Origin of the sequence: Alkalihalophilus marmarensis DSM 21297 (assembly GCF_000474275.2) — a bacterium.
Classification (GTDB): domain Bacteria; phylum Bacillota; class Bacilli; order Bacillales; family Bacillaceae_D; genus Alkalihalophilus; species Alkalihalophilus marmarensis.
Genome location: NZ_ATAE01000020.1, coordinates 138,671 through 150,204, shown reverse-complemented (window position 1 = coordinate 150,204; position 11,534 = coordinate 138,671). Strand labels below are relative to the sequence as shown.

Genomic DNA, 11,534 nt, shown 5'->3' with positions numbered 1-11,534 from the left:
CTGAAATATGCTTCGCTTTTCGTGGGGAGCCAGTGAGCTTCCTCGGGCTAAGCCCTGTGGGATCTCACTCCTGCTCTAGGTCCCACAGAAGTCTTCACATATTTCATCCGCTTGGTTGCTTGCATTTTGTACTTATTACGTGGAGTGAGGTATTTATGTCTCAGTTAAAATGATAAACCCTAGCTTTCGTTTGTTTAAATCATTGAACTGCTTCTTATAGTTAGGGAGCATCTTCAATATCTTTTCTCCGTTGATTGGAGCGGAAGGTGGGGGAATTCAGCGAGATGTGAGTGAACAGGGGGACCCCACAGGGCGAAAGTCCGAGGAGGCTCTCGGTCCGCTCGCGGAAAGCGTGTACCTGCAGTAGAAATCAATTAGTACTGTAGGATGTACGTTTCAGTTTAATATCACTTGCTAGTTAGCGCTTCGTTAGTAAAATTTTTAGTTATGTCTCAGCCTTCCTAAAAAACCTTATTGGTATATTGGGAAAGATAAAAATGGTAATGTTTTTTGATCTATACGAACGATAGCTGGTGTTTCTAAATAAATTTCCCCGTCTATATCAACTTCTTCTTTTCGTTTAATTTCTAATTCGAACGAGCTTGTCTGGATATAGTCTATTCCCTCCATTTCATCAGGGAATGTTGGGGAAGTAACCTTATTAAACAAATTTTTTAACAAAGATAATCCCGCTTCTCTTATAAGATAGATATCTAACAAGCCATCTGTCAGGCTGGATTTTTCGTGATATAAACTGGTGGTACCTAGAGAATGACCGTTCATAGCAAGGATCATTACAGCTTCATCGTTTTCTATACCTTCCTTTGTTTTGAGTGTATAGGAAAAGGGAGCTGCCTGTTGCATCGACTGCAGTGCGCTGACAAAGTAGCTGAACTTTCCTATGCTTTGTTTAAGATCAGCATTTGTCCCTTCAGATGCTTTCGTAATTAATCCTACCCCAAAGAAATTGGAGAAGGCACGGCTATTTACTGTACCTATGTCTGATTGGATCATTTTTGTCTCTTCAAAAGCTTCACATGCTGCATCTATTTTAAGTGGAATGTTCAAGGATCTAGCAAAGTCATTGCATGTGCCTGTTGGAAGAATAAAAATAGGCGGGGATTCCTTAAGTTTGATTAGTCCATTTACACATTCGTGTACCGTTCCGTCACCGCCCATAATGATAATAAGATCAAATTGAGATGCACGCTCTAAACAAAAGGTTTCCGCATCTCCTTTTTTTAGTGTTTTCATTAAGGTTAATTCATTGATATAAGACTCAAGTCCTTCGACTGCTTCAGCCAGGGAGGCTTTAATATCATTGCTTCCGGCAGAGCCGTTATAGATCAGCATCGCTTTGTTATACATTTCCATCCCTCATTTCTATACTGTGTATAGTACCCCTTATTCCCTCATTAAATGAGTTCAACACATAGGATCCGTCCTTTTTTAAATGATCGGATTTAGTATGACATTGTCTAAAATGGTTTGTTATAATACGGAAGAATACTTGGTCAGTTGACGTGAAGGAGTTTACCTAATGGATTTTACGATACAGTACTTATCATTTTTTGTGATCAATGTGGAAGGGCAAGGAGAGCAAGCTAACAAGACATATAAGCATTATCAGACACTCGATCATACATCTTATGAAGGCCATGCGTTAAAAGATTTCTTAGATGGGGAATTAATGAAAGTGGCGAAGCGAAAAGTAGAACAAAATCCGAAATCAGAGCAGGTGCCGACTAAAATTGGACGCTTTGTCGTAGAACCGGGTTATGATCTAGATACTAATCCTAATTACAACCAATTTAATCGAATTCGTTTAGCCGAGACATCTGAGGATTTTAAACGCCATAGTGAGCAGCTCGTTCATGCTTATATGGATACGAGTGCGATTCGCGGCGGTGCTTTGCTTGTCATTAGAGCTAAATTGAATAAATACATGGATGACCCTTTTGTCTTTGTTTTAAAATGTGATTTTGAACAGAAGGTAGCAAGCATTACAGATGAGAAAACGTTGATCCATCATGTTAATCGTGCGATTACTACAAAGAATATGAAGTCTATTCAATACCCGTATATGCCGGAAGAAGGGATGGTGGTGGAGTGGGAGCTTAAGGTTCATCAATCCTCACATGCAAGGTATTTCGAAGATTTCTTAAAATTTGTTGAGTACAATAAATCGATGCCTGAACTTGTGAAGCATCAAATGATTGAAATGGCCCAGCAGCATATTGCCGAAACGTATCAAGAAGCAAGCCCTGAGAGGGAGCAGGAAGAAGAGTTTATTGAAGCTTGGTCCAATACTCCCGTTCGTGAAATGCAGGAGAAGTGGACGCCCGATCAGGTGGTAGAAGCTTCTGCACCGATTATTGAGCATCAACCAGAGATTGAATTGAAGCTAAAGCTAGACCATATCGATGTGAAGGCGATGTTATCAGATTTCGGTGAATGTCTGCATATTGCTAAAGTAAACGGTAAATACATTATTGTTATAGAAGGAGATTCCTTTACATTTGAAAAAGGCGTGTCGCCAGTAGAATTTTTGAAGCCGGATGATTTAGAGGAAGTGTTGAAGAGGGTAAGGAGATAGTTTTATATAATTAATACGTAAGCATAGAGGCCATTGATCGTGTGGCTCTATGCTTTTTTATGATGTGAAAAAAACCATTTTTACGCCCCTTTAAATAGAAGGAGGACAAGAGTCTTTGCACTAACAAATTTTTAACATATGGTGGAAATAAAGGGGGTGTAAAAATGTCAATCAGCAGAAAAAAGTTACGCAAAGCATTAAGAGTTGTAGCCAGCCTGCCTTTAATTCCTCTGTATCAGCCGCCGGCAGAAGGGAGCTCTGGCAGCTGCTCAAACTTCTGTTCTAACGTGTGCAGGACGCTTTATCCGTTTCAGTTTAACCAATGTTTTAATGACTGCATCAACTGCCAACAAGGCCCCGCAGAAACAGAAGAGGACTAATTAAGAGAAGAGAAGCAGGAAAAAGTTGAGGCTGACATGCCTCAACTTTTTTTCATTTCCTATCATTAATTTCGTATCAATTAGTGCTTATTCGGTAAAGTGCTTTTTCTGTCTCTACTTTGATCTCGTTTCCATCTGAATGAAATTTGAATGATTCATCAAGAGGAATTTCAAAGTGATTTTCAGGGAGCGGGGTGCGAGTATCATCTCCATGTATGTAGCCTTCGCCGTATAAAATCACTTCTTCGCTAGGAAGGTAATCATCTATAGTGTCTTGATTGGCAGAACGGACCACAGCAGATTGTAATTCTAGAGAAATTAAATCGATATCGAGCACATCTTTGCTTCCTGTTTCGTGTTCGCCTTTTTGAATGGAAAGGGTTTGACCCTTATGTTCATCAAGCCATTGGGTGAATTGATCGACATTTGTGTTCATACATATCAGCTCCTTACTTTAGTGTGTGCAACTTAGTATGGTTAAGAACCCTTTACTTTATAAGGGGTGAAATCACTTTATAACAAAAAGCCATGAAAGAAAGAGCCTTTCATGGCTTAATTAACCTAAATTTTATGGTTTTAAACCTAAACAAAGAGATAGAAGCAATTTTCAGCTTCTATCTCTTTTAACTCTCTTTTATCTCACTTGTCCTGAACCTGAAATTTTAAGCTTTGTGGTTGTTAGTGCAGGGAGTCCCATAGGTCCTCGTGCGTGAAGCTTTTGAGTGGAAATTCCAATTTCCGCACCATATCCTATTGCGCTTCCATCCGTAAATCGTGTAGAAGCATTATGGTAAACCGCTGCTGCATCCACTTGATTTTGGAAGAGATCAGCTGCCGCTTGGTCCTCTGTCACAATAGCCTCTGAATGTTTGGTTCCATATTGCTCAATGTGATTGACGGCTCCTGTTATGTCATCGACGATTTTCAGCGCAATATCGAGGCTTAAATATTCTTCAGCCCAATCCTTTTCTTCTGCAAGAACAGCGCCAGGAATCGTATCAACGACCTCTTGTTCGCCGTGGACCGTAATGCCGTATTCCTTAAACGTTGAAATAAGTGTGTCTTTGTGAGCTGTAAACCACTCACGGTCTACAATCACTGTTTCAAGGGCATTACACACAGCAGGGCGGTCTGTTTTCGCATTGATAATGATATCAAGGGCTTTTTTAAGGTCCGCTTGTTTATCAACATACACATGCACGTTTCCAACACCTGTCTCAAGCACCGGAATCGTTGCCTTACGTACAACCGTATCAATTAATGAACCGCCGCCACGAGGGATAAGCACATCTATATGCTCTTTCATCGTAAATAACTGCTCGGTTGCCTCACGGTTTGTGCTCGCGATAAATTGAACAGCATCAACGGGAATGCTTGTTTTTTCAAGTGCTCGATGAATAACGGAAATAATCCCTTTATTTGAATGTAGGGCAGATGAACCGCCTTTTAACACGATCGCATTCCCTGATTTTAGGGCAAGTCCTGTTGCATCCACCGTTACATTCGGACGAGCTTCATAGATCATTCCGATTACACCCAGCGGAACACGCTCATTTTTAACATTCAGCCCGTTCTCAAGCGTCCATTCAGAAACGGTTTCACCTACAGGATCTTTAAGTTTAACAAGCTCTCTCAGGCCGTTTGCGAAATCTTCAATTCGTTCTTTTGTTAAGAGCAGGCGATCCATGAAGGCTTGCTCATAGCCTTTGTCACGGCCAAGCGTTAAATCTTTCTCATTCTCTTCTAAGATAAATTCATAGTTGGCTTCAAGTTCATCGGCTATAACTAAGAGTGCGTCATCTTTTTGCTTTGTTGAAAGAGCAGCAAGTGATTTGCTCGATTTTTGAGCCTTTTGTGCTTGTTCTCTCACATTTATAGTCGGTTTTGTGATCGTAGTCAATTCGATCCTCTCCTTATATCGGTTTTAGGACATTGTTACGCTTGGAACACAAACAAATTCATCTTGACGAATTGCTTCACTTTTCGTCACTTTTATATCAGCAGGTATATCATTAAGCTTCAGTCGTTTAATTTTACGTAATTGTTCAGCCGAATAGTTAATGACGCCGCGGCCTACTTCCTCGCCATTCAGGTGACGTATAACGACGACATCCCCGCAGTCAAAGTCTCCATTTACTTCACGTACGCCTTGAGGAAGGAGGTGGCTTTGTTTTTCAGTAATCGCAACGCGTGCACCATCATCAATGATGACTTCCCCTTTAGAGCCTGAGTTAAATGCGATCCAGTGCTGAGTGACATCAAGCCCCTCTTCTTTTTCATCCGGTTTAAAATAGGTGCCTCTGGCTGAATGGTGGACAGCATCAGAGAGGATATTCGACTTGTTCGCATCACCGATAAACGTTTCAATGCCTGCAGCTAAAGAGATCTTCACTGCATCGATCTTAGAGCTCATGCCACCTGTACCTACATCACTGTTGGAATCTCCGGCAGCGGCCTCAATTTCAGGAGTGATTTCACGCACTTCTTCTAATAGGGTAGCTTTAGGATTAGTCTTAGGATTGTCATCATATAAACCGTCAATATCAGATAGAATGATTAGCTCATCCGCTTCGACAAGACCGGCTACTTTTGCTGATAAAGTATCGTTATCGCCGAATTTCAGCTGTTTAATGGTAATCGTATCATTTTCATTAACAATTGGAACGACACCTCGTTCAAGCAAGACCTGAATCGTGTTGCGTGCGTTCATGTAACGCATTTGATCAGAGAAATCACTGCGCGTAATTAATATTTGCGAGGCGATATACCCGTGAGAGATAAAACGTTCAGAGTATGCCTCCATTAATAGACATTGGCCGATTGAAGCGGCTGCTTGTTTTTCTGCAAGCTTGGTAGGGCGCTCAATTAAGCCAAGCTTCCTGTAACCTGCTGCAACAGCCCCTGAAGAAACTAATACGACCTCATGACCCTCTTCTTTAATAAGCGCGATTTCATCGACTAACCGATCAAGCTTACGTAAGCTGATCTCTCCGTTACGGCTAGTCAATGAACTGCTTCCGATTTTTACCACGATACGTTTTGTGTCTGTCAATTTCTTCACTCCAGTATATCTATAAAATTAGCTAAGTGTTTTCTCAGGTATAGTTGATAATTCTTTCGTAATATCACGAGAGCGTTTAGCTGCTCCTTTAATACACTCGATAATAATGTCTTGATAATCATGGTCTTCTAGAACATTTAATCCGGCTTCTGTTGTACCGCCTGGGCTTTTTACATTTTGATAGAGTTCACGAGGAGACTTATCTGTTGATTTCATTAAATCAATTGCCCCTTGCATCATCTGTAAAATGACTTCTTCTCCTAAATCTTGATCAAGGTTAAGCTCCTCTAAAGATTGCTGCATTCCTTCAACAAGATAGTACATATAAGCAGGACCGCTGCCTGCGATCGCAGTAAGGCTGTCAATATCATGTTCAGGCACTGTTTTAACCATGCCGACCGATTTAAATAATCCTTCTGCAATTGTCAGTTGATGCTTTGTCACGCCATCGCCCGCTGCAATCATTGTTGCAGATGAACCAACAGCAGCTGAAGTGTTTGGCATAATTCGAATAACTGGCGCATCGTGACCTAGCAATTCTGAAATATATTCAGTTGTTATACCTGCAAGTACCGATAAGAAAAGTTGGTTTTCTGAACTGAATGAACGAATTTCTTCTAATGAATCCTTCACACCCACAGGTTTCATCGCAAGAATAACAACATCTGCCATCTTTAATATTTCTTCTTTATTCGTACTCGTTTGTACACCATACGTTTCTTTTAAGTGGTTCAGGCGATCAAGATTTGAGCGGTTTGTTACATAGATATTTTCCGCTGCGACCATTTTTTGTTTAATCAATCCTGCAAAGATCGCTTCTGCCATCGATCCTGCACCAATAAATGCAACATTCTTTTGTATCACGTAGTATCATCTCCACAATTCGTTTTTGGCCGTTAACCATTTGATATCTTTGTTTTCATGTAAAGCTTACATTTGGTCAAAATCGCTTAAATAAGCTGATGAATGAATCTCACAAGTAATAATGCTAAAGGAATTATTTGTTCGATTCAACTCGCGTAAGGGTTCATTATATGTATTGACGCATTCTAACAAAGATTGTGAAAAAACTGAGGAAGGGTAAGGTTACATATACGGCATTATGTGAGCTTATGCTCTTCTTAACGAAGAGTAGATAATCATTTTCTTAATTCTTCCATATAATAGTGATGAAAATATAAAAAGGAACTATCAGATGAGATAGTTCCTCAGAGTGACTCAATCACTATTGAGCCACCAATAAGAGATATTCTTTTAGAACATCATCATACCATTAGCAACGGGTGCAAAGCTGCTAACCTTCTCACAATCAACAATTCTAGTGAAAGGAGCTCCACCAGGGAATAACTCTTCAATAGTTAGACCTAGTAAAGCTAATAGTGCTCCTAAAAGGCCTAAAATTGCAGCTGGAATTGTCGTTCCTAAAAGTGGTGTAAATTGGAATGTTACACAGCAATTATTTTTCTTAGGACAGCCCACTAACTGAATGCTGCCTACTAACACTCTAGTACCTAAAAGGTGAGCAATGATATTCTCTAAAGTGATATCAGTTGTATACTCAGTCCCGTCGATAGTCACACTGCTAAAGCTAGCCATTTTTGCTTTTCTTGCAAATTTACAAAAACATCCTTCACATTGAGCTGCTTCTTTCTTCTTCTTCTCAGGTTTTGTGAAACCAGTTCCTGCTACTGGGCCGCATCCACAATGAGAAGATGGTTGAACTCTAAAATATCCCATTCTAAATTCCTCCTAATATAGTTGAATTCCCTTTTCATCAGGGTTACTATACTCTATGTAGGTGGGATAAAATGGTATAGGTGAGTGGCTAGTACAAGCAAAAACAGGCTAATAGACTCTATGCTTTGCCTAGAATTGATAGACTATTAGAAAGGGAATTTTTAAACATAACAGGATCAGACAAAAAAGATGCAGATACCGTCTGCTTCCGTCGAAATATGCGCTTACCCGGGAAATTTATATTTTCCCCATGGAAATAGGGGAATGAAAGGAGTCTATCATGACAACAAAACTCTATTATGAATCAGCTTATTTAACTCATTTCGAAGCAAGTATTATCAAGGTAGATACCGACGAACTGGGGGATTACCTCGTATTAAACCAAACCGCTTTCTATACTACGGGAGGGGGCCAGCCTTGTGATAGGGGACTGCTAGATGATGTGAAAATAACATTAGTAGAAGAAGTAGAGGGAGAAATAAGACATTATGTACAATCGCCTTTACTAGTAACTGGTCAAGCGGTTCATGGGCAAATAGATTGGAGTAGAAGACTTGACCATATGCAGCAACATGCAGGGCAGCATATCCTATCAGCCGCTTTTGCTGAACTGTTTGGGTATCAAACAGTGGGATTTCATTTAGGCACAGATGAAGTCACGATTGATTTAGAGGTTCCCCTGCTGACAATAGAAGAGGCGGAGAAAGCAGTCCGCTATGCAAATGAAATCATCCAAGAAAACCGAGCGATCGAGGTAAGATGGGTGAGTGAGGAAGAGGCTAATCGTTATCCGCTCCGCAAAGCACTCTCAGTTAAAGGGGATATCAGACTTGTGATCATTCCTGAGTTTGATTATAACGGCTGCGGCGGTACCCATCCGAAACAGACGCTTGAGGTGCAGGGCCTATCGATTACCGGCTGGGAAAAGCAGCGAAATAATATCCGAATTAGCTTTTTGTGCGGTAATCGGGTGTTTAAGCAGTTCGCTCGGCACAATCAAATTCTTCAGCAACTGTCCCAAACGCTAAATGCTCAGTACATTAAATTACCTGAAAAAGCATCAAGTCTTATCATGAAACAAAAAGAGTTGGATAAAGAGCTGGAGCAGTTAAAGGGTGATTTATTAAAATATGAAGCAATCAAATTACTGGATAGCTGTGAAGTGGTGAGCAATCAATCACGATTATTTATACGCTTCGAAGACCGTTCAATCAAGGAACTACAGCAGCTTGCGAAAGATGTTGTCGAAGAAAATGATCAGGCTGTGGTCTTTTTTGTATCGGAAACAGCTGAAAAAACTTAACTCGTTATGGCTGTCGGAAAGGCAGTAGAATCTGTTCAAGCGAATATGATGATCAAAAAGGTGCTGCCTTATATAGATGGAAGAGGCGGTGGAAATCAACATTTTGCTCAAGGCGGAGGAAATAAAGGGGAGGACGTCGAATCATTATTTGAGCTTGTTAAAGAGTTATTATAAAGAGGGACGAGAGAGGCTGCAGCTGTAGTCTCTTTATTATGTAAAAGTTCACATTACATATCGCATCAGAAGGTATGTTCTGCTATGATAAGGAGTGGACTTTTACAGAAAGCCTACTAGATAAGGCTGATAGACTGTATAGTAAGGAGATTATGATTTGATTAAACCATTACCATTTACCATATCAAAAACAGAAAATTTCTTTGATCAATTAGGCGATTATGTCGGTGATGTCTTTTATGACATATTGCCTGAAAAGGGCTATGAGCTGCGTGATGAGCAGATATTTATGGCTTTTCAGGTGGAGCAGGCATTTAAACAGAAGAAAACGATCTTTGCAGAGGCTGGAGTAGGGACTGGAAAGACGTTTGTTTACCTGCTTTATGCGATTTGTTACGCACGCTATATGCGTAAGCCTGCGATTATTTCCTGTGCGGATGAGACGTTGATCGAGCAGTTAGTGAAAGAAGGCGGAGACATCGAGAAGCTGCAAAAGGCGTTAGGACTTCAAGTAGATGTTCGCCTAGCAAAAGCGCGTGAGCAATATGTCTGTATGAAGAAGCTCGATCCGCTTTCTAACCAAACTGATGATGAAGATATTTTGCGTGTGCATGATGAGATTCCTAACTTTGTGTATGATCAGTCAACCTCAATGAATGCGTTTAGAAGCTATGGTGACCGTAAAGAGTATCCGTGGGTGCCAAACGATAAATGGGAGCAGATTGCATGGGATCCCCTGCAGCAATGTTCCACCTGTGATTGGCGTCATCGCTGCGGCCAGACGTTAAATCGTGAATATTACCGTCATGCTGGTGATTTGATCATTTGTTCACATGATTTTTATATGGAACATGTGTGGACGAAGGAGTCAAGAAAACGTGAAGGACAGCTGCCGCTTTTGCCTGAGGCGAGCTGTGTTGTGTTTGATGAAGGTCATTTATTAGAATTTGCGGCTCAAAAAGCACTAACGTACCGCTTCCATTCTGAGACGTTAACAACTGTACTTACCGGTTACATGAGCCAAGATGTACGCGAGGAATCATTATTTGCGATTGAAGAGCTCCTTGCTCTTCATGATGAATGGTTTGATGTGCTTAGAGATACGGCTAAGCAGGTAGAAGGCTCACAAAGACGTGAGGTACCGCGTACAAAAGAAATGCAAGCTCTAGCTTCTCAAATGGATAAGCAGGTGCAGATTATTTTAGAGCAGCTTGTTTTTGATTCTGAGTTATTTGTGCTTGAAGATTATCACATTAAAATGATTGAAGAGTACTTAGAGTTCTTCTCTTACGGATTATCGATCTTGTTAAAAGAAGACGAGGGGATTTTCTGGCTTGAAGAGAATGCCACAGAGACCTCCTTTGTTATCATGCCGCGGCTGGTTGAAGATATCTTGAAAAAAGAAGTCTTTACTCAAAACATCCCGTTCGTTTTCTCTTCTGCGACATTATCGCGTAATAAAGATTTTTCATATATGTCTAACAGTCTGGGAATTGACGAGTCTCTTTCGTTCTCTGTCGAATCACCATTTGATTACGTGGAACAGATGAACATCTATGGCCATATTGACCAAGATGAAGAAAAGAAATGGGAAGAGATCGGCAGTAAGCTTGTTGAAAATGACGGCCGCTCGCTCATCCTATTTTCTTCTGTAGAAGAAATGAACCGATTTAGAAGCTTTACAGAACAACAAAACTGGTCGTTTAAGATGATCTATGAAGGTGACGGAGAAATAAGTGAAGCGGTGAAAGAGTTTCAATTCAATGAAACAGCTGTCTTATGCTCGTATCATTTGTGGGAGGGACTTGATGTTCCTGGGCAGTCACTAACACAAGTATTGATCTCATCGCTGCCATTCCCGCCGCAAGACCCAGTATTTAAAGCAAAGCGAATGCATGCGCTAGATCCTGTTGAAGAAGTAGATGCACCATACATGCTGCTGCGCCTTCGTCAAGGTATCGGCCGTTTGATTCGCAGCAGTGAAGACAAGGGAGCTGTGCATATTTGGATGAATCGAGCTCAGAAAGAAAAACATGAAGCAAGTATTCAAGAAGTGTTTCCTGTATCACTGAACTGGCAATAAACCATATTGGAAGCCGTGCGTAAATAATCGCACGGTTTTTTCACAAAACAGTTGACAGCGAATACAATAGCGAGTAAGATTATCTTAAATTCAAGACAATCGCACCGACAGACAAAGTCGGTTAATTATTCAACTAATATCTTAAATCCAAAACACTTTGTATTAAGATATTTTATTTTAGAATAATATCTTGAATTTAA

The 11,534-nt window shown here is 40.6% G+C and carries 11 protein-coding genes; 5 read left to right on the top strand and 6 right to left on the bottom strand.

Annotated elements, in window-relative coordinates:
• Positions 1 to 471: 471 nt before the first annotated feature.
• On the bottom strand, positions 472 to 1,368 hold the full coding sequence (locus tag A33I_RS07625; protein ID WP_022627903.1) for a diacylglycerol/lipid kinase family protein: 897 nt from the start codon (positions 1,366 to 1,368) through the stop codon (positions 472 to 474).
• Between the two features lie 172 nt (positions 1,369 to 1,540).
• Here A33I_RS07625 and A33I_RS07620 point away from each other — a divergent pair, with 172 nt between their 5' ends.
• A complete protein-coding gene (locus tag A33I_RS07620; protein ID WP_022627902.1) occupies positions 1,541 to 2,596 on the top strand; it encodes a DUF3900 domain-containing protein in 1,056 nt (351 codons plus the stop codon).
• 164 nt (positions 2,597 to 2,760) lie between these two features.
• A complete protein-coding gene (locus A33I_RS07615; RefSeq protein ID WP_022627901.1) occupies positions 2,761 to 2,976 on the top strand; it encodes a hypothetical protein in 216 nt (71 codons plus the stop codon).
• Positions 2,977 to 3,052: 76 nt separating this feature from the next.
• On the opposite strand, the gene ymzB is transcribed toward A33I_RS07615, so the two are convergent.
• From ymzB to A33I_RS07590, 5 genes are all read right to left on the bottom strand, one after another.
• Entirely contained in the window at positions 3,053 to 3,412 is a 360-nt protein-coding gene (gene ymzB, locus A33I_RS07610) for a protein YmzB (protein WP_022627900.1), read from the bottom strand.
• 198 nt (positions 3,413 to 3,610) lie between these two features.
• Positions 3,611 to 4,876 (bottom strand): glutamate-5-semialdehyde dehydrogenase, encoded by a 1,266-nt coding sequence (locus A33I_RS07605; protein WP_022627899.1) that lies wholly within the window; start codon positions 4,874 to 4,876, stop codon positions 3,611 to 3,613.
• A 24-nt stretch (positions 4,877 to 4,900) separates the two neighbouring features.
• On the bottom strand, positions 4,901 to 6,028 hold the full coding sequence (proB, locus tag A33I_RS07600; protein ID WP_022627898.1) for a glutamate 5-kinase: 1,128 nt from the start codon (positions 6,026 to 6,028) through the stop codon (positions 4,901 to 4,903).
• Between the two features lie 27 nt (positions 6,029 to 6,055).
• Positions 6,056 to 6,901 carry a pyrroline-5-carboxylate reductase gene (proC, locus tag A33I_RS07595; protein WP_022627897.1) on the bottom strand — a complete coding sequence of 282 codons (846 nt, stop codon included), beginning with the start codon at positions 6,899 to 6,901 and terminating at the stop codon, positions 6,056 to 6,058.
• Between the two features lie 390 nt (positions 6,902 to 7,291).
• Positions 7,292 to 7,774 carry a hypothetical protein gene (locus A33I_RS07590; protein WP_022627896.1) on the bottom strand — a complete coding sequence of 161 codons (483 nt, stop codon included), beginning with the start codon at positions 7,772 to 7,774 and terminating at the stop codon, positions 7,292 to 7,294.
• A 280-nt stretch (positions 7,775 to 8,054) separates the two neighbouring features.
• Here A33I_RS07590 and A33I_RS07585 point away from each other — a divergent pair, with 280 nt between their 5' ends.
• From A33I_RS07585 to A33I_RS07580, 3 genes are all read left to right on the top strand, one after another.
• On the top strand, positions 8,055 to 9,077 hold the full coding sequence (locus tag A33I_RS07585) for an alanyl-tRNA editing protein (RefSeq protein WP_022627895.1): 1,023 nt from the start codon (positions 8,055 to 8,057) through the stop codon (positions 9,075 to 9,077).
• A gap of 6 nt (positions 9,078 to 9,083) precedes the next feature.
• Positions 9,084 to 9,251, top strand: coding sequence for a DHHA1 domain-containing protein (locus A33I_RS21275; protein WP_022627894.1), 168 nt, complete (start codon positions 9,084 to 9,086; stop codon positions 9,249 to 9,251).
• Positions 9,252 to 9,408: 157 nt separating this feature from the next.
• Entirely contained in the window at positions 9,409 to 11,334 is a 1,926-nt protein-coding gene (locus tag A33I_RS07580; RefSeq protein WP_022627893.1) for an ATP-dependent DNA helicase, read from the top strand.
• Positions 11,335 to 11,534 lie beyond the last annotated feature (200 nt).

Bases quoted from the DNA above. Each gene is read 5' to 3' on its own strand.
- A33I_RS21275 (WP_022627894.1), top strand. From the start codon at position 9,084: ATGGCTGTCGGAAAGGCAGTAGAATCTGTTCAAGCGAATATGATGATC.
- ymzB (WP_022627900.1), bottom strand. From the start codon at position 3,412: ATGAACACAAATGTCGATCAATTCACCCAATGGCTTGATGAACATAAG.
- A33I_RS07620 (WP_022627902.1), top strand. From the start codon at position 1,541: ATGGATTTTACGATACAGTACTTATCATTTTTTGTGATCAATGTGGAA.
- A33I_RS07590 (WP_022627896.1), bottom strand. From the start codon at position 7,774: ATGGGATATTTTAGAGTTCAACCATCTTCTCATTGTGGATGCGGCCCA.
- A33I_RS07585 (WP_022627895.1), top strand. From the start codon at position 8,055: ATGACAACAAAACTCTATTATGAATCAGCTTATTTAACTCATTTCGAA.
- A33I_RS07615 (WP_022627901.1), top strand. From the start codon at position 2,761: ATGTCAATCAGCAGAAAAAAGTTACGCAAAGCATTAAGAGTTGTAGCC.
- A33I_RS07625 (WP_022627903.1), bottom strand. From the start codon at position 1,368: ATGTATAACAAAGCGATGCTGATCTATAACGGCTCTGCCGGAAGCAAT.